The organism is Arthrobacter tecti, assembly GCF_054511355.1.
The window spans coordinates 309,018-327,396 of the sequence record NZ_JBTNCT010000004.1 but is presented as its reverse complement, the minus strand read 5'-3'; the positions used below and the strand labels follow the sequence as shown (position 1 = coordinate 327,396).

13 protein-coding genes and 1 pseudogene are annotated in these 18,379 nt (G+C 62.9%); 6 read left to right on the top strand and 8 right to left on the bottom strand.

The window, feature by feature from the left end:
* Positions 1 to 163: 163 nt before the first annotated feature.
* The 4 genes and pseudogenes from ACX80C_RS07810 to ACX80C_RS07795 form a co-directional block, all read left to right on the top strand.
* Positions 164 to 361 (top strand): annotated as a pseudogene (locus ACX80C_RS07810) (trypsin-like serine protease); the annotation flags it as partial.
* Positions 362 to 833: 472 nt separating this feature from the next.
* Complete coding sequence (locus tag ACX80C_RS07805; protein WP_459325872.1) at positions 834 to 6,605, top strand: DNRLRE domain-containing protein; 5,772 nt, start codon at positions 834 to 836, stop codon at positions 6,603 to 6,605.
* Positions 6,509 to 7,429 (top strand): RHS repeat-associated core domain-containing protein, encoded by a 921-nt coding sequence (locus ACX80C_RS07800; protein WP_459325897.1) that lies wholly within the window; start codon positions 6,509 to 6,511, stop codon positions 7,427 to 7,429. The genes ACX80C_RS07805 and ACX80C_RS07800 overlap by 97 nt, the downstream gene beginning before the upstream one ends.
* Positions 7,426 to 7,854 carry a hypothetical protein gene (locus ACX80C_RS07795; protein ID WP_459325870.1) on the top strand — a complete coding sequence of 143 codons (429 nt, stop codon included), beginning with the start codon at positions 7,426 to 7,428 and terminating at the stop codon, positions 7,852 to 7,854. The genes ACX80C_RS07800 and ACX80C_RS07795 overlap by 4 nt, the downstream gene beginning before the upstream one ends.
* Before the next feature lie 835 nt (positions 7,855 to 8,689).
* Here the strand turns inward: ACX80C_RS07795 and ACX80C_RS07790 are convergent.
* Positions 8,690 to 9,304, bottom strand: a complete 615-nt coding sequence (locus ACX80C_RS07790; RefSeq protein ID WP_459325869.1) for a carbonic anhydrase — start codon at positions 9,302 to 9,304, stop codon at positions 8,690 to 8,692.
* Positions 9,305 to 9,374: 70 nt separating this feature from the next.
* Positions 9,375 to 9,959 (bottom strand): DUF4245 domain-containing protein, encoded by a 585-nt coding sequence (locus tag ACX80C_RS07785; RefSeq protein ID WP_459325867.1) that lies wholly within the window; start codon positions 9,957 to 9,959, stop codon positions 9,375 to 9,377.
* Positions 9,960 to 10,106: 147 nt separating this feature from the next.
* Between ACX80C_RS07785 and glpX the strand changes: the two genes are divergently transcribed.
* Positions 10,107 to 11,156 (top strand): class II fructose-bisphosphatase, encoded by a 1,050-nt coding sequence (gene glpX, locus ACX80C_RS07780; protein WP_459325865.1) that lies wholly within the window; start codon positions 10,107 to 10,109, stop codon positions 11,154 to 11,156.
* On the opposite strand, the gene ACX80C_RS07775 is transcribed toward glpX, so the two are convergent.
* The 5 genes from ACX80C_RS07775 to ACX80C_RS07755 are packed head-to-tail and all read right to left on the bottom strand — an operon-like array spanning position 11,138 to position 16,713.
* Positions 11,138 to 12,139, bottom strand: coding sequence for a lipid II:glycine glycyltransferase FemX (locus ACX80C_RS07775; protein WP_459325863.1), 1,002 nt, complete (start codon positions 12,137 to 12,139; stop codon positions 11,138 to 11,140). The genes glpX and ACX80C_RS07775 overlap by 19 nt on opposite strands.
* A 3-nt stretch (positions 12,140 to 12,142) precedes the next feature.
* A complete protein-coding gene (manA, locus tag ACX80C_RS07770) occupies positions 12,143 to 13,462 on the bottom strand; it encodes a mannose-6-phosphate isomerase, class I (protein WP_459325861.1) in 1,320 nt (439 codons plus the stop codon).
* Positions 13,463 to 13,478: 16 nt separating this feature from the next.
* A complete protein-coding gene (locus ACX80C_RS07765) occupies positions 13,479 to 15,056 on the bottom strand; it encodes an LCP family protein (protein ID WP_459325859.1) in 1,578 nt (525 codons plus the stop codon).
* Entirely contained in the window at positions 15,053 to 15,553 is a 501-nt protein-coding gene (gene purE / locus ACX80C_RS07760) for a 5-(carboxyamino)imidazole ribonucleotide mutase (RefSeq protein ID WP_459325896.1), read from the bottom strand. The genes ACX80C_RS07765 and purE overlap by 4 nt, the downstream gene beginning before the upstream one ends.
* A 35-nt stretch (positions 15,554 to 15,588) precedes the next feature.
* Entirely contained in the window at positions 15,589 to 16,713 is a 1,125-nt protein-coding gene (locus ACX80C_RS07755) for a 5-(carboxyamino)imidazole ribonucleotide synthase (RefSeq protein ID WP_459325895.1), read from the bottom strand.
* 251 nt (positions 16,714 to 16,964) lie between these two features.
* Here ACX80C_RS07755 and ACX80C_RS07750 point away from each other — a divergent pair, with 251 nt between their 5' ends.
* The gene (locus ACX80C_RS07750) at positions 16,965 to 17,570 is read left to right on the top strand and encodes a GtrA family protein (protein ID WP_459325857.1); all 606 of its coding nucleotides are present in this window, start codon (positions 16,965 to 16,967) and stop codon (positions 17,568 to 17,570) included.
* Here ACX80C_RS07750 and ACX80C_RS07745 read toward each other — a convergent pair.
* On the bottom strand, positions 17,548 to 18,294 hold the full coding sequence (locus tag ACX80C_RS07745; protein WP_459325856.1) for a TIGR03089 family protein: 747 nt from the start codon (positions 18,292 to 18,294) through the stop codon (positions 17,548 to 17,550). The two genes, ACX80C_RS07750 and ACX80C_RS07745, sit on opposite strands and share 23 nt — an antisense overlap.
* Positions 18,295 to 18,379 lie beyond the last annotated feature (85 nt).

The window sequence follows — 18,379 nt, the reverse complement described above, 5'->3', positions numbered from 1 at the left end:
TGTCCTTTCGAGTGGGATGTGAGAGTTTCCTCGAAGGACCCACGGTGACCGCGCCCCGTTCGGGCGGTACCGGTCACCAGCGGGCGTTACACCACTCTAAGGGGCACTACTTGATTATGTTGAGCAACTTGTTACGTCGCCGCCTGGGGAAAGTTCCTACGTTTGTGCCTTACCTCCTATGGGGGAGTCCTACAACACCTGCCAAGGTGACAGTGGAGGGCCAATCATCTTCAAGGAAGGTGATCAGTGGCGCGTCGCCGGGCTCACACTCGGCGGAGCCAGCTGCGCTGTTGACTCCCCGGGAATGTACGTCGGGCACTCTGCTCTCCAACGTGCACTGAGTGAACACGAGAACCGGTAGACACGTGAATTCAACAACCCGCAGCCGGCACGTCGCATAATCCAGCCCGTCAATTCTCGTAGAAGTGACGGAACACAACCCGCGAGTTGGCACCCAGACAGGTTATGGGCGTGCTTGCTGATAAAGCGGTTCCACTTGGCAGAAAAATCGGGCCCGCTGGCGTTCGGACGACCATGCAGGAATGATTTCGTAGCAGTGCATGGCAGCGTCCAGACGACTGTTATGTTTTCCTGCGCTGATCTTGTGGTAATCCTTCGTCTTGAAGGGTTCCTGTCTCGTCTTCATCAGTTATCTTCATGTGACTTACCTCTCAAGAAGCTTTCCGGAACTCGCTGAGCGGCAGGTAATCCGTTCCTTTTCACCGTTCACTTCTGCCGTCGCTCTGGCGGTGGTCCCTTCGCCTCCCTTGGGGTTCCTCATGTTCTTTGCTGCGCCCGAAACCGCTGCTGGTAAAGCTTCACTGCGTTGGACGATGTTCGTTACGACCATCGCTTGTTCCTCCCTGTTGATGGTCGATGTCGGCCCTGCCGCGGCGGAGATGCGGACACAGACTGTTCAAACACAGCCCCAGGAGGAGCTGGCGACGGAGCCGGTGCCCACCGAACGCCCGGACACGCTGTCTGCGCAGATCACGGCCCGGTCAGCTGGTGTGCCGGTCGAGGACCTGTCCCAGCGAACGGAAACCACGCGTACATTGGCTAACCCGGACGGGACCTGGACGCTGGAGTCCTTTCCGAAAGCGATCCACGCCGAGACCGCTGACGGGAAGCTGGTGGAGATTAACACCGACCTGCGTGAGTTCGAAGGCGACGTGTCCCCCGTGGCAAGTACTACGGATCTGACACTCTCCTCCGGCGAAGCGACCGGTAGCGATGGGGTTGCTGATTTGGTCACGATCGCGGGGGAAGACTCCACCGGCGACGAGGCGTCTCTCACCCTGGGGTGGGAAGGCGCCCTCCCTGAACCGGTCCTGGATGAATCCGATGCCACGTATGAGGGGGCCGCGAACGCTGTCATCGACGGCGAGGAACTGCCCTTGGACCCGGCCGGCATCGTCCCCGATCCGGTACCAGTCGACTCACCATCAGCATCCTCGGCACCTTCACCGTCAGCCTCCCCGTCGGCCGCGCCGGAGGGTGAGGAAACGGCAGGCGCTGATGTTGTCATCGAAACCAACAAGGAAGGTTTCTCGCATAACGTCGTCCTCAACGAAGCACCCACGGAGCCCTTGGAGCTGCGCTTCCCGCTGAACCTTTCCGAGGGTTTGACCGCGGAGATCGTCGAATCCGGTGTCATCGAGGTCCGCGACCCAGAGGGCGAGCTGGTGTTCTTCGGGTCGAAACCGTTGATGTGGGATTCGGTGGTCGATAAGAATTCCGGCCTGAACACCAACACCGTCGACGTCGGTGCTGAGCTTGAGGACACTCCTGAGGGTGTTGTCCTGGTCCTGCGCCCGGACCATGGGTTCCTTACTGATGCGGAGCGCGTGTACCCGGTGACTGTGGATCCGACCTGGACCACAGCCACCACGGTGGATACCTTCGTGCAGTCCGATAACAGCACACCCCAGCACGGGTCGAACGAACTTAGGGTGGGTACCTTTAACGGTGGAGCGTCGATAGCGCGCAGCTACCTGAAGTTCATTACGGACAGCATCACGGGCAAGCAGATTCTCAGCGCCGACCTGCAAATCCACAACCACTGGTCTTGGTCCTGCGACCCGCGCCCGGTCTACGCGCAGCGGGTGACCAGTTTCTGGGACTCCACCAAGCTCATCTGGTCCAACCAGCCCACGGTCACCACCAGCGGGCAACAATTTGTGTCCGCGGCCCGGGGATTCAGCAGCGCCTGCACCCAGGCCTCAATATATGTCCCGGTTACGAACATCATTCGGGACTGGGCGGTGAACCCGGCCAACAACTACGGCATCCGCCTGGTCGCGAGCCCGGAATCAGATAACTACGGGTGGAAGCGATTCCACTCGAACGCCAACTCGCATGAACCGCACCTGCGCGTCACCTACAACTCGTACCCCAACACCCCTACCGGCGGGTCCTACGTGTATGGGCAGACCGTCACCTGGACCGACCCGGTCACCAAGGCGGTCACCCGGTACGCGAAAACCACCAAACCTGCGATTTCCGCGATCGTTTCCGACCCCGACGGCGGGAGCCTGCGCCTCGGCGTGGATACGTTCGACGGATCCACCCAGGTCTGGAACAAGCAGATGGGCAACGCTGTCGCCTCCGGCGGCCGCTCAACCATGGCACCATCATCGACCACCCCGGCCCTCGCGGACGGAAAAACCTACACCGCGAAACTCTGGACGCACGACGGTTCCCTGTACTCCAAAGCCTCATCCAACATGACGTTCACCGTGGACATCACCGCACCAGGAACACCAGCAGTAAGCGCTTCGCACGTCACCAACAACGGGTGGACCGACACCAAACCGGCCACCAACACGTTCACGTTCAGCTCCACCGCCGCGGACACCGTAAAGTTCCAGTACTCACAAGACGGCGGAGCGTTCATCGACCTGCCCGCCACGGGGAGCACCACGAAGACCGCAACCCTGAACTGGACACCGGACGGCGGTCATGAACTCCGAGTCCGGGCCGTCGATAAGGCACAGAACACCTCCGCGCTGAGCACCTTCAAATTCGGGTTCGGTGGTGCCGCCCTGACCGCGCCGAAGAGCGGGGCATCCTCCACCGATACGTTCCGGATCACCGCGTCCTCCCCGGCAGCCGGTTCCGGGACTGTCACCCCCGTAATCTACTGGCGGGCCGCCGGCACACCAAACAACGCTCTCTTCTCCGACACCCACGGCAGCACAAGGGACTGGACGCTGGCCGAAACCCTGCCCACCATCGCAGCAGGGGCACCCGTAGCAGTTAACGAACCCTTCGACGCAGCAGCCGCAGCAGCCGTACTGGGTAAGGAGCGTGTACCAGCCCTGCTCGATGTCCAGGTTTGCTTCACCTACACCTCACCAGCAATCATCCGGTGTACCTGGACTAAGAACGCCGGGAACACCTCCGTCCTACGGCTGCCGCACGCCTTCGGCAATGGGTACCCCGTCGCTGAAGCAGGACCTGGCCAGGCCGCCCTCTATACCGGTGAACTGAACCTCTCCGACACCGACGTTTCTGTGGACGCCGGCGGAACCGGACTGAGCATCGGACGCACCTACTCCTCGCTCTCCGGGGCAGGCTCCGCAGCCGGCGCGTTCGGCCCCGGCTGGCGGGCCTCCTTCACAGGACCCGACGCCGGGCTCGCCGGACACCTCGTCGCTGACACCACCGGTATCGACGGAACTGTCTCCCTGATCGGGGATGACGAAACCGCCTTGGTGTTCCGCCAGCCAGGTGCGACCAAGACCGCCGGCAAGACCGGGGTTTATGAGCCGGTGGATGACAACGCCGTGGCCTCCGGGCTGAAGGTCGAACTCACCGGCACCGGCACCGCCGCCCGGATCACCGTCACCGAGGATGACGGCACACGCACCATCTACCTCAAAGGCAAGATCGACGACGGCGTCCAACTCTGGGACCCCGAAAAAGTTGTCGGGCCGGCATCCATCGGTGAAGTCACTTTCACCCGCGACGCCGAAGGCCGTATCACCCGGATCCTGGCACCCACCCAGGAAGACACCATCATTTGCCCGGCAACAGGAACCCTCACCCCTGGTTGCCGTGCCCTCGACATCAGCTACGCCACCATCACCGGTGCAGGCAAAGTCGCAGGCCAGGTCGATACGATCAGCTTCACCGCCTACGACCCGGCAGCATCGGTGATGAAGTCCACGGTCGTGGCCACCTACACCTACGACACAGCGAAGAGACTCTCCACCGTCACCGACCCCCGCAACAACCAATCCACGACCTACACCTACGGGGCCAACACCAGCGCAGGAGTGCCATCGCTGGCATCGGTCACCGACTCAGGACTGGCACCGTACAAGTTCAGCTACGGTGCCGGCGCCGGAACCGGTCGCACCGACTGGATCGAAACCGTCAAACGCGGCAACCCCGCCGGCACCGGCTCCGACATCCAAACCGCACGCTTCGTCTACGGCGTCCAACCCGCCGGTGACGGCACCAACCTGCCCAACCTCTCCCCGACCACAGTGAAGCTGTGGGATCAGGAGAAAGCCCCCGTGCTCGGAGCAGCAGTCTTCGCCGCAGACAAACCCGTCACCAGCTCAAACGCCGCGTCCATGGCCGCCGGTGACTTCCGCTACGCATCCCTGCAGTACTGGGACGCCGAAGGCTACACCACCAACACCGCCGACTACGGTGCCGGCGCCTGGCAGAACAGCGCCACCGACTACGACACCTCCGGCAACATCGGCCGCTCCTTCACCCCAGGTGCCATCGCGCAGATCCGCGACCTCGCCGCCAACGACCCCACCAGCATCACCAACGGTGTCCTCGGCAACAACAACGAGTTCGCCACCATCACCCGCTACACCACCAACACCGCCGGCACCTACCCCACCGACGTCTGGGCACCAGTAGCACCCTCCGGACCGAACAGTGAACCGCAGCGAGCACACACCCGCACCGTCTACACACCAGTGACGGACCTGAATCCGGTTACCGGGAAGCCGCGGATGCTCGTCCTGGAAGCCATCACTACCGAGGCGGAACCCACCGAGGGCACCACAGATCCTCAAGCCGCCACAGCGACCGGAGAACCCGTACTCAGCCACATCCGCAACGGCTACGACGCCGCCGGGTCAACTGACAAGTTGAACCCGGCGTCCGGATGGGTCCACGGAGAACCGACAAGCGTCACCACCGTCATGGGATCCGGCCAAACCGACATCGTCTCCCGGACTACCCTGGACACCCGCGGCCGCGTCATCGAATCCCGTCAACCGAAATCAGTAGGCGCTGACGCCGGTACAACGCGCACCTACTACTACACCAAGGCCGCACAAACCGCCGCACCACAATGCGGCAACCGTCAGGAATGGGTTGGATTGACCTGCGCGACGATCCCCGCCGGGCCAGGTGCGATCACCGAGACCACCACCGGATATAACCAGTTCCTCCAGCCCACCCGCACCGTCGAAACGGGAGGAGGAGCCACTCGCACCACTGACACCGCCTACCTGCCCGACGGCAGGGTCGACACCGAGAAGACAACCGTCAGCGGGCTGCCCGGGTCCGAACCCGTTCCACCCACCAAGAACCTCTATGACCCCGCCACCGGAATCAGTATCGGCACAGCCTCGCTGAGCGTCACCGGGACCGAAACAGCGAAGACGATTTCCACGATCGACAAGTGGGGCCGTACCACCACCTACACCAACGCAGGAAACGAGAAGACCACCACCACCTACACCGCCACCGGCGAAGTGGCCAGCACCATCACCCCGTACGGCACCACCACCTACACCTACGACGGCACCGACGCCAACGGAAAGGAAGAACGCCGCGGACTGCCGGTCACCATGACCGTCACAAACCACGGCGCGACCGGAACAACCGGCACCTACAAAGCCGCCTACGACGCAGCCGGCATTCTGACCCACCAGCTCATGCCCGGAGGCATCACGCAAACCCGGAGCTACGACCAAGCCGGCCGCCCTGAAGGACTCGCCTACGCCGGACAAGTGACCACCACGGCCGACGACGGAACCACCAACACCGCAACGGGACCGTGGATCGCTTGGACGCAAGCCCGCAACACCCTCGGGCTCGTCATCGCCGAAACCACACCCGACGGTGCCCTCATCACCGGGGGCACCACCGGAGAGTCAGCCTCCGCTTACCACCGCACCTACACCTACGACCGGGCAGACCGCCTCATCACCGTTCAGGACCGCACCGCAGCACCAGTGCAGTCATCAACACCGACCCAACCGAAGGAGAACTCACAGGCTGCACCACACGCATCTATACCTTCGACGCCAACGGCAACCGCGCCACCCTCGCCACAGCCAAGGCAGCAGCGGACGGCGCCTGCACCACAACCAGCCCAACCACCAAGACGTGGGCCTACGACGCAGCCGACCGCGTTCTTGCCGGTGCCAACAACATCGGTAACTACGTTTACGACGGCCTCGGCAGACAAACGACCCTGCCAGCCGCCGACGCACCGGCCACCGACACCCACGCGGCCGGAACCGGGGACATCACAATCGGCTACTACGACACCGAACAAGCCCACACCATCACCCGCAACGGCACCACGACCGAATTCTTCCTCGACCCCGAAAGGCGACGCCTGAACGCCATCACCGACGGCGTCCAAGAAAGCAACGGGTACAGCGACACCTCCGACAACCCGGCCTGGGTCACCACCTCCTCAGGACAAGGACCTACCCGGACAAGGTACGAATCTGTCATCGGCGGAGACCTCGGAATCACCATCACTGGCACCACCGCCAAACTCGCCCTCAACAATCCCCACGAGGACGTCGTAGCAACCATTCAACTACCTGCTACCGGCAACGCAACGGGCATCGACTCCTGGGCCAACTACGACGAGTACGGCAACAACACTTCCACGACACCCAACACCGGACTCACCACCTACGCTTGGCACGGAGCAGCACAACGAGCACTCGACAACTCCGGACTGGTCCTCATGGGAGCCCGCCTCTACAACCCAACGACGGGACTTTTCACCAGCCGCGACCCCATCACCGGAGGAAATACGACCAGCTACACCTACCCGCAAGACCCCATCAACAAGTCCGACACGACAGGCCTAGCCTTCTGGTTCATTCCCATCCTGGTACGAGTCGCGTGGGTTGCATGTAAGCGATACTGCGCCTCTGCCGGGAAAGCGATCTATAATACATTCAAACGCGCTGCTCCGAAGGTGAAGCACTATGCAAACAAAAATCCCTATATTCGGTACGGGAACCAGCCAAGCGGAATCCGCAGATTTTCAATGGGAGCGACCACGAAGCACTGGAATAAGTCGGGTCCTATTAGGCGGCAGTTCACTCGGTTCCATTTGCACGTCGAGAGACACAAGTGGGACTTCCACGTCAACACGAGATCTGGACCGCGCTTCCACCGTCATGGTGGAAAGAACTGGAAATGATGATGAGCGATGAAATAGACCCTCCTCCGGCTTTGCTGGAAATCGCGTCCGAAGTACAGCGAATAGTAGACAATTTGCCGGATGGTGTGATCGGAACGACGTACCTACGCGGACATCATGTATATATGAAATTACAGGGACAGGGATCCCCGGCTTTTGAGGTGGTTCTTGGTAGCGAGGCGCCTGAAATTGTGTACGACGCGCAGTTCATCGAACATACCACCATCGACAGTGACATAGAGGATCATTTCGAGTTTGCGAGAGAAACCGCTAGTCAAATAGTCGACTTCATCCTAAGCAAGAGAAAGGCCACGCTTCGCAAGAGCCGCATCTTCGGACGACCCTTCCTTTGCGTGCCCCTATCCGACGGCTCTGAATGGAAGATGAAGAAATTCTCTGCGGGGACGAGTTCATCCGCAGAGTGACAATCGTACTCAAGTACTGGGCCATGTCAAGGTTATGGTTACTAGTGGGTGATCGTAGAATACATACGTTAGCCGGTCGATACAGCGAGGACGCAACTTCTCACAATGCGTAATTAATCACAATTATTATGCTCTCAATCTATCCGAGCAGGTATGCAAACTATCAGTAAAAAATTCCGCGGCGATAGAATACTTTGAGAGCACGGTAGGGCGATTATATATGATTCGGGTCGACTTCCTATATGAGGAGGCCTTATATACCTCTCCCACTGGTTGGGAGGTGGCTGAGGAAGACCGGCGCATATACCGAGGAGAACGGTTCGGTTGTCGCGGTGATGCGTGGGGGACAGTGATCACCGCTCATTTGAACGAGGAAAGAACCGTGCCGAGGCCTCTTGGGACGTGGTTCCCCTTCCTCCGGTCACAAACGGTAGGGCCTTTAAGTACGCGGCTGCAGCTGAGAGTTTGTTCACCTACCTTCCAGGAGACCGACAGCCGCTTCCTACACGAGGGGGGTCATTTGGCTTTGGTTCAGGACGAGTTTAATCTTGCATCAGTCAAGAATTACATCAACCGGAGAATCCAAGAGACGCGCCGTCTGAGCTTGCCAGCCCAGCACGAAGCATGGAGTCAGCACTTTCACCTGGACGATCCAGACGATTGATTTCGTGCTCGGTAGCAGCGCGCCAGGCTCGCCCGTGCTCTTCACTCACTCGGCAGTCGGGTAGTTGGTCTTTTTCAGCGGGTCCGCGTTTTTGTCTGGCGGGCGTTAGCGATCTCGCTGCTATTAGACTTGCGGCACTAAGCACGTGCCGAAGCCGAGGCATGCGGGCAGTTACAGCGCCCCGTTGTCGGCAACCAGTTCCGCTTTGCCTTCCTCGAGCCGGTAGGCCACGCCGACGACGGCGGTGGACCCCTGCTCAACAGCGTCGCTGATAACCCGCGAGGAGTCGACCAACCGGTTCGCGGTCTGCTTGATGTGCTCGACGACGGTTCCGTTGATGTCGGTGACACCGTTTCGCTGCGAGGTCAGTACTGACGGCGTGATGCGTTCCACCAGGTCGCGGATGAAACCGGCGGGCATAGCTCCGGTCTCGATGGCGTTCATGGTGGCTGTGACAGCGCCGCAGGAATCGTGCCCCAGGATCACGATCAGCGGGACGCCGAGGACGCTCACGCTGTACTCGAGGGAGCCGAGGACGGCATCGTCGATCACCTGGCCTGCGGTGCGGACCACGAAGACGTCACCGAGGCCGACATCGAAAATGATCTCTGCGGCCAGACGTGAGTCCGAGCAGCCGAAGATGACCGCGAAGGGATTCTGGGTGTTGACCAGCGACGCGCGTCTCGACGCATCCTGGTTGGGGTGCGATGAGTCCGAGGAAATGAAGCGAGCATTTCCATCGCGCAGTTTCTGCCATGCTTCCGCGGGAGTAAGTTGCTTGTTCACCCGATTACTGTACTGCGGACGATCCACGGGGCCGTACCGTCGGTGACGGTAGGTTGAGCGTGCGGGCACGTCAGAGTTCGTCGACGACGGCGCCGGCAAGTATGTCGAACTCCGCGAGGTCTGCTGTGCCGTCCAGGATCAGGGTGAAACCCTGGAGCTCGGTGGTAAGGAAGGCATCGCCGGAGGGACTGTCGAGCAGTTCCCAGGTCACGCCGTCGATCACTCGCTGGCCGGAGGGTTCAGCGTCCTGCAGATGCTGTGAGAGCCAGGTGGGGTTGGCCTGGTTGGTCTGGGTCACCCGGATGAACTCGCGGCTGGGTGTGAGATATCCCACCTCCCAGAAGGGGACCCCGTCTGCGCCGCTTCCGGTCCAGCGGGCGTAGTTCGAGGTCCAGCCGTCCGGCAGTCCGGCAGCGACCGGAAGGTAACCGGCGGCGCCCTCGGCCTGGTTGGCTATCCGTGCGACATCGACATTGCGGGTGTAGGTCTCAGCGGTATGGGTGGGATTCAGCAGCACCACAAGGAAAACCAGGGCCAGCGTGGCGCCGGTGGCAATGAACATGCCCACAGCTGAGGCGTTGGCACGCTTTGCCTGCTTGGGTGTGAGCACGGGCGTACCCGTTGCCGACTGCTGATCTTCCTGGGCTTTCCTCACCCCTCCATTGTCACCCACGGATGGTTGCCGCGGCCAACCGGGACTGATCACGGGCGGTCCTTTCGAACACGTCACCGATAAGGGGAGCAGGTCCGGGCCGCACTATGATTGCGGGAGAAGGAAACGGCCAGTTCAATGATTTCAACGATGAGGTACAACGTGTCCGACACCGCAAAAGCTGCACAGTATTCCACCCTGTCACCCGCCCTGGCGGTTGGGGATGACGAGCCGGACCGCAACCTCGCGCTCGAGCTGGTGCGCGTCACTGAGGCCGCGGCGATCGCCGGTGGGCACTGGGTCGGTTTCGGCGACAAGAACAAGGCAGACGGCGCAGCGGTTGACGCAATGCGGTCCCTCCTCTCCACAGTCCACTTCAACGGCGTCGTGGTGATCGGTGAGGGCGAGAAGGACGAAGCGCCGATGCTGTTCAACGGGGAACGCGTGGGCGACGGCAGCGGCCCGGAGTGCGACGTCGCCGTGGACCCCATCGACGGCACGCGCCTCACCGCACTCGGAATCAATAACGCGCTGGCCGTCCTGGCCGTTGCAGAGCGCGGCACCATGTTCGATCCGTCAGCCGTGTTCTACATGGAGAAGCTGGTCACGGGACCCGAGGCAGCCGACATGGTGGACCTTCGCCTGCCGGTCAAGCAGAACCTGCACCTCATCGCCAAGGCCAAGGGCAAGCGGGTGAGCCAGATCAACGTCATGATCCTCGACCGGGACCGCCACCGCCCTCTGGTGGATGAGATCCGTGACGCGGGCGCGCGCACCAAGTTCATCATGGACGGTGACGTGGCAGGAGCCATCGCCGCTGCCCGCGAGGGCACCGACGTCGACGCCCTGATGGGCGTAGGTGGCACACCCGAAGGCATTGTGGCGGCCTGCGCCATCAAGTCCCTCGGTGGAGTGATCCAGGGCCGCCTGTGGCCCACCAGCGACGACGAGAAGCAGAAGGCGATCGACGCCGGCCACGACCTCGACCGGGTGCTCTCGACGAACGATCTCGTCACCAGCGACAACTGCTACTTCGCAGCAACCGGAATCACCGACGGCGACCTGGTTCGCGGCGTTCGCTATAACAAGGGCAAGGTCCTCACCCAGTCGATCGTGATGCGCTCGAAGTCGGGCACCATCCGCGTGGTGGACGGTGAGCACCAGGCCCACAAGTGGGAAAGCTACGCCCGCCTGGCGTAGCGCCGGGCGCGCGACGCGGCGGTGCGGGCCGCTGACGCGGTAGTGCGCAGGGCTCCCCGGGCCAGCCGCGCCAGCACGTACGCCCGGTACATACCGTGGCGTACCGGCAGGTCCCAGCTGCCCGGGTAAGCCACCTCGAATCCGCCGAACGAGCGTTTGAACCGGGAAAATCCCGCCCAGGGATGCTCCGGTTCATCCTCGGGGGAGACACCCCACATATCGAAGTGAGTGAGCCCTGATGCCTTCGCGTCCAGGATCATGGTTACGAGGAGGGGGATCGCTGCGTTCAGGCGGCGGTGTTCGTCGCTGGCAGCGGCATGTGCATACGCGCGGGTGGTGCCGGTTTCATAGGACAGGGCGGCGGCAATCGGTTGACCGTCCAGGCGCGCGATGAACAGTTTCGCGGCTCCGGATGGCATCAGCGTTTTCGCCGCCAGCTCCAGGTAGGTGTCTGACTGCGGGCGGAATCCGGCGCGGTCGGAGACTTCGTGCAGGAAGCCGAGCAGGATCGAAATGTTGTCCGGATCGGTGGACGTATCGAATGTCACGCCCTTCTTGTGGATGTTCCGGTGAAGGTTGCGGCTGGTGGGCCGCATCCCTGCGAGGAGAGCCTTCTCATCCTGCATCAGGTCAAGCATCCACGTACGCTGCGGCTGTATGTCGGTTGGTGCCTTCCTCAATCCGGCGGCGGTGAGTGAACGTTGGCTCGTCTCGACGCCACCGTGCCCGGGCTCCAGCCGTACGAAGTAGGCTCCTTCAGCCTTGGCACAGCGCGACAGCGCAGCAACGGCCTGTTCAAAGCCGGCCTCATCCTGAGCTAGCGGACCGTGGGGACAGTACAGGTATCTTCCCAGCACCGTCGACTCCAGCACCGCCAGGAATGTCCAGCCGTCTCCGGACTCCTCGTGGACCTTCTTGCCCAGGACACGTTGAAACTCCGCCCACAGCGCAGACTGCAGGATCGAGGAGGGCATGGTGTTCATCGACTATTTCTCACTGGTTCTCAAGGAGGGTGTGCCGGCCATAGCCCCGTTTACCGTCACAGCGTAGGCGAGCGCCGCGCCGCCGTCGTCGTTCTCTGAGGTTTCCGAGGCCCGCTTGACCATCACCGGGGACTCGTTGGCGGGTATAAAGGCGCTCTCGCCGCGGTGGAGGAGGAGGTCTCCCTTAGGGGAGTCCAACACCACCGAACCGCTGAGCGCTATGATCACGGCCGGACCGTTCTGGGCCAACGGGATGTCGGCGGAGGCGGCGGTGTCGCCGAAGGAGACGGGAAGTTCAAGCCGCTGAAGCTGAAACTCGTCGAAGGGCGGGCAGTACAGTTCCTGGCCAAGCGGCGTGGTCTCCGGCTCCACCATCGGGACTTCGAGCGGAGCGAAGTCCACTGTCTTGAGCAGTTCGCCGATGTCCACGTGCTTGGCCGTGAGCCCACCCCGCAACACGTTGTCGGAGGAAGCCATCACCTCAATGCCGAGTCCCTCCAGGTAGGCGTGGACGTTGCCGGCAGGAAGGTACAGAGCCTGGCCGGGGCGGAGCGCCACCCGGTTGAGCAGCAGCGCAACGAGCACGCCCGGATCACCCGGATAGTGGCCGTTGAGTTGGAGCACGGTCTGCGCGGTTGTACGTACATCGTCGGCAACCTCAGCCGGGTTCTCCTCCAACACGCCAACGACGACGGCGACAGCCTCCCGGGTCTCGGCGCCGCCGGTCAGCAGGCGAGTGAAAGCTTCGCGCATCGCGCGCACCGGGTCGGGGATGGCCAGGTCGCGGACCACGGACTGGAGGATGGCGGGAGAGAAGCCACGGCGCTGTGCGACCAGGTTCACGAGCGCGGTGAAGGTTCCGGCCGCGTCGCGGACCGGGCGGAAGCCGGAAAGCGCCTCGAAATCGGTGAGGGCGAAGATCATTTCCGGCTTGTGGAAGGCATCACGGTAGTTGCGCTGTAGGGCATCCTGCGGCACGGCGGCAGCGTTCTCGGCCTCGTAGCCGGCACGAGCCTGTTCGAGGCTCGGGTGCACCTGCAGGGACAGCGGCGATGCCGCGGCGAGCACCTTCATCAGGAAGGGCAGCCGCTCACCGAACGCATCGCGCGCGGAGCCAAGGGTGCGATCCGGGTCGGCACTGATCAGTTCATCCAGCGTCTCACCGGAACCGCCGTGTCCAAGGATGCGCGACGGAGAATCCGGATGCGCACCGATCCAGAGTTCAGCCTCCGGGCCGCCGGAGGGTTTCCTGCCGAGCAGTTCCGCGATGGCTGTCTCCGACCCCCATGCGTAGGGGCGGAGCGGGTTATCCAGCTTGTACATCCGATGAGTCCGTTTCTTAGGCGGGGGTGCATTCCCCGTTGTCGGCGAGCAGGGACTCCAGCGTGGCCCAGTCCTGGTTCACTGCGAGCTGATGCAGGTACTCCTCGGTAATTTCGCCGGTTGTGGTCTGTGCGGGGAGGCCCTGGGTGAAAGCAGCGAGGACTTCGCGGGCCTCTGGGGAAGTCGATCCGGCTGAGGCTTCCGGAGAGGCCGCGGCGAGTGTCTCCTGGACGCGCTGCCGGATCAGGTCGAAATCCGGGTAGGTGGAGAACAGGTCACCCGGTTCACCGAAGTCCGGCGCACCGATGGTGAGGCGGCCGACGTCGTGATTCTTCGCCTTGAGCGCAAGGTCCACGAAGCTGCCCAGCTGGTCGCGGGGGATGTCGGTTTCCACGATCTGGGTGCCCGCGGCTGCGATCTGCTGGAACCGGGTCAATACCGTCGCAGGGTCGAGCTGGGCAATCATTGCCGCCTGGACACACTGCTGCCTGCGGATGCGGGAGTAGTCGGTTGCGTACTCGCGGGAGCGTGCATACCAGAGCGCGTAGTAGCCATCGAGCGTCTGGATGCCCGGCGCAATCCACTCCGACGGCGGGTTATAGCGCTTGGGCACCGAACCGGGGATTTCCGTGGACGTAATGGGAACCCAGCCACCGGCGTCGATGGTGATCCCGCCCATCGCGTCAATGAGCTGCTCGAATCCGGCCATATCCACGAGGATGTAGGCCTGCACCTCGATGCCGAGAATCCCGCTGGCGGCATCCATCATCGCTTCGGCACCCGGGTCCTGGGCCTCCGGGTAGAGATCGGCATACTGTTGCGTCACTACCGGGTAGAGGCTGTTGATAATGCACTCGTTGCCGCAGTTGTAGCCATCGGGCCACACCTCCCAGAGGGGTGAACCCTCGGAGAACGGAGCGTTCTGGAAGTCGCGGGGGATGCTGAAGGTGACGGTCGCGCCGGACTCGGCGTCAACGCTGACCACCGAGATGCTGTCGGGTCGGCGGCCGGTCCGGTCTTCGCCGGCGTCGCCGCCCATCAGCAGGAAGTTGTACCGGCCCTCGACCGGATCGAAGGCGGGGCCCGCCTGGAAAATACTGCCGAAGGTGTTCCGGCCGACGTTCAGCAGATACGCGCCGTAGCCGAGGCTGCCGCTCGTCAGCAGCATCAACAGGGCCAGGGATCCGGCCACCGCAGGCCGCATCCCGCGGTCCAGGAGCGGCGGGCGGATGATGCGCAGGGTGTTGAGAAACAGGAAAGCCCACCCCAATGCCAGCAGGACCAGGAGCACGATCAGAATCAGTGACAGCCACTCATTGGTGAAGAGGCTCACCAGGATCTGGCGGTTGACCAGCGCTACGACGACGGCGGCAATCACCAGGAGCCAGACCGTGAGGGTCACACGCAGCGCGCGGCGGCCGAGCCTGCGGTCACCGGCGACTATCTGGGCGGACCCTGGAATCAGGAGCGTCAGCAGCAGGAGCATGAAGGCGCGCTTGGTGCGCACCTGCGATTGGGCCGATTCCGGGCATCTCACCGGATCCGTGAGGAGGGTCCGCTCAGAGGGACGGCCGGGATGGACTGCCCTGCTCATGCGCCGCCTTGGTTGCTGCCCGCGCGGGAGCGCAATGCAGCCCCTTTATCGAGCGCGGTCTGACGGAGTCCCCGGGCAAAGTCGTCCAGTCTGGCTGAGAGTTCCTGTGCCAACTGCCCTTCGCCGGATGCAAGGATGCGCACGGCAAGGAGTCCGGCGTTGCGGGCACCGCCTACCGACACGGTGGCGACCGGAATTCCGGCCGGCATCTGCACAATCGAGAGCAGCGAATCCATGCCGTCCAGATACTTGAGGGCAACCGGGACACCGATCACGGGCAGGGTTGTCAGCGATGCGAGCATGCCGGGCAGATGCGCTGCCCCGCCGGCGCCGGCGATGATCACCCTCAGCCCGCGGCCGGCAGCTTCGCGTCCATAGGCCAGCATGTCTTCGGGCATGCGGTGGGCGGAGACGACGTCGGCCTCGTAGGGAACGTTGAATTCCTCCAGCGCCGTTGCCGCTGCCTCCATGACCGGCCAATCGGAGTCCGAGCCCATGACCAGGCCTACCCGGGCGTGGCTAGCGGAGTGGTTCACTGTTCTTCCTTCCGGGTCTCGCATCCGTCCCGCAGGATCGCCGCGGCGCGTTCAGCACGCCGGGCGATCTGTGCAGGCGTTTCGCCTGTTAGACCCATCGCGTTGACATGGCCGATCTTGCGGCCCGGCCGGACGCTCTTGCCGTAGGTGTGGATTTTCGCAGCGGGCTCCGTCTGCATCGCTTTCGGAAAAGCACTATACAGCTCGGGGTTGTCCCCGCCGAGGATGTTCTTCATCACAACCACACCGCCTGCCAGTGAGGGATCGCCGAGCGGCAGGTCAAGCACAGCGCGAAGATGCTGTTCGAACTGGCTGGTGACAGAGCCGTCCATGGTCCAGTGGCCCGAGTTGTGCGGCCGCATGGCAAGTTCATTGATGAGGAATCCATGCTCGGAGTCGGGAACCTCGAACAGTTCCATCGCCATGACGCCGGTGACGGCGAGCTCATCGGCGATGCGCAGGGCGGCGCCCGCAATCGCTTGTCCCTGTTCACGGGGCAGGTCCTGTGCCGGGGCGATCACTTTGTCGCAGACGCCGTCAACCTGGATGGAGTGAACCACCGGCCAGGCGCGGGCTTCCCCGCTGGGGGAGCGTGCTACCAGCGCTGACAGTTCACGGGTGAACGCGACCTTTTCCTCCGCAAGGAGGGCTGAACCGTCGAACCAGTCGGCGGCATGGCCGGTGTCCTCCGCCGAGGCGATAATCCGCACGCCCTTGCCGTCGTAGCCGCCGCGCGGGGTCTTCAGAACCACGGGCCAACCTACTGCGTCTCCGAACTCCCGGAGCTCATCCGGGGAGGAAACTGCACTCCACCGGGGGTTCGGGAGTCCCAGCCGGTCAACTGCGGCGCGCATGATCAGCTTGTCCTGGGCGTGTTGCAGCGCTTCCGGCCGCGGTTGCACATTCACTCCGGCAGCAACAAGCGCGCGAAGGTGCCCACCGGGAACGTGCTCGTGATCGAAGGTCAGGACGTCGACGCCTTCGGCGAAGGCCAGCAGGTCCTCCAGGCTCAGGTAGTCACCGACGGTCGCTTGAGCCACGGCAGCAACCGCGGATACACCGGGAGCCTCTGCCAGCACGCGTAGTTCAAGGCCTAGTTCGACGGCGGGCGGTGCCATCATCCGGGCCAGCTGGCCGCCGCCCACCACACCAATTACGGGAAAAGTCACCCCTTCAGGGTACCCATAGCCGGGTGCGTAACCGTGATGTGACCTCTTCCCTGTCCACCTTCCTAGGAAAGTCTCAATCTCGATCGGTACAGTAAAATAGATCGGCAGTTGTACTGTGTTCTTCGCAGCTCCTCGCAGTTCGTCCGCCCCGTATGCTTTTCCAACAGCTGCCATGGCGAATTAGTCCAATCGACCGGAGGGTCATGATCACCACACTTGCTGAGCGAATCAGGGGCCTCGCGTCCCTGTTCTGGCGGGAGCTCGCGAAATTCGGCGCAGTGGGCGGCGTGGCGTTCATCATCGACAAGGGACTGTTCTGGCTGTTCATCCACGGGCCCATGTCGGACAGCGAGGTCAAAGCCCAGGTCGTTTCAGCGTCGATCGCCACCGTGTTCGCGTGGATTGCCAATAGGTACTGGACATTCCGCCACCGCAGGCAAGCCAACCCATGGCGCGAGCTCGTGATGTTCGCCCTGATCAACGCCATCGGACTGGGCATAGCAGCGGGCTTTGTCTGGCTGGCGAAGTACCCACTCGATATTTCCGACCGCACCGGCCTGTTCGTTGCCGGGATCATAGGAACCGTACTGGCTACCGCCGTGCGTTTCGTCGCCTACCGCTTCTGGGTCTTCAACGTGGAACTCGATGCAGAGCCCGGCTTCGCGCACGACTACGAACTTATCCACCCGCACTCAGGTGGCGCGCATGCTGCGGACACTTCGGACTCCGGCCACGCCCGGACGGACCAGAACGACGTCGGCGGGCTGGGTACCGTTGTGCGGGAAGCTAAGCAGCCAACCGAGCAGTAATCCGTTCCCCCGCCAACAATCGGTCGGTCACCTCTACGCCCGGGTGCACCAGGACGACGGCGCCGCCGCCCGCCCAGATACGGACAACGGCAGCCAGCACCGTACCCAGGGGGAGCCCGGCTGGAACCAGCCACACGCCGTCGTCGTTCTCCGGCTGTCCTGACGCGCTTTCATCCTCTGCTGCCAGCGGCGCGGAAAGCAGGTCCTGGAAGGTGAGACTTCTCACGCCGTCGGTGGCGAGCACCGAATCCGGGCGTGCAGGCTCCTCCAGATAGACGTCGCCGTAAGAGCGAACCGAAGCCGCGTAGTCCACGCTGCCGACCGGGAGCTCGCCCGGCCAGCGCACATCCAGCGCGCCGGGAGCGATGAGCACGGACACGCCGTTGGCGGCAACGTCCTTGTCGGCAACATCGGCCTCCATCGAGAGGCGGATGTCAGCTTCTGCTGGAGGCTCCGCGATGGCACTCCGCGCTCCCACCTGCCAGCATGCCAAAGCCCAGATCAGGGACTTCCAATGCGGGGACAGGTTCATTGCGACAACGGTGGACTCGTCAGCGTCCAGTTCCTCGACGAGAAGGTTGGAGGTTTTTGCCACCCAGTTCTCGAGTACGCGTCCGGATAGTTCGATTCGTTCGTTCGTTTCGCCGTACCAGATGAGCTTCGGGCTGGAGGACGCCGCCCGGAAGGATTCGAGGAGTCCGGCCACGCTGGAAATATTGGTCATTGATGCTGTTCCTTCCCGGCGCCGCCGCGGTCCGTCGGGCGTATTTGAGGGCGCCGGTTGCTGAATCGTGAGGAGTCTTGCGCGT

Coding starts and splice junctions, on each gene's coding strand:
- ACX80C_RS07805 (WP_459325872.1), top strand. CDS start 834: ATGTTCGTTACGACCATCGCTTGTTCCTCCCTGTTGATGGTCGATGTC.
- ACX80C_RS07795 (WP_459325870.1), top strand. CDS start 7,426: ATGATGATGAGCGATGAAATAGACCCTCCTCCGGCTTTGCTGGAAATC.
- glpX (WP_459325865.1), top strand. CDS start 10,107: ATGAGGTACAACGTGTCCGACACCGCAAAAGCTGCACAGTATTCCACC.
- ACX80C_RS07775 (WP_459325863.1), bottom strand. CDS start 12,139: ATGAACACCATGCCCTCCTCGATCCTGCAGTCTGCGCTGTGGGCGGAG.
- manA (WP_459325861.1), bottom strand. CDS start 13,462: ATGTACAAGCTGGATAACCCGCTCCGCCCCTACGCATGGGGGTCGGAG.
- ACX80C_RS07765 (WP_459325859.1), bottom strand. CDS start 15,056: ATGAGCAGGGCAGTCCATCCCGGCCGTCCCTCTGAGCGGACCCTCCTC.
- purE (WP_459325896.1), bottom strand. CDS start 15,553: ATGGGCTCGGACTCCGATTGGCCGGTCATGGAGGCAGCGGCAACGGCG.
- ACX80C_RS07755 (WP_459325895.1), bottom strand. CDS start 16,713: ATGATGGCACCGCCCGCCGTCGAACTAGGCCTTGAACTACGCGTGCTG.
- ACX80C_RS07750 (WP_459325857.1), top strand. CDS start 16,965: ATGATCACCACACTTGCTGAGCGAATCAGGGGCCTCGCGTCCCTGTTC.
- ACX80C_RS07745 (WP_459325856.1), bottom strand. CDS start 18,294: ATGACCAATATTTCCAGCGTGGCCGGACTCCTCGAATCCTTCCGGGCG.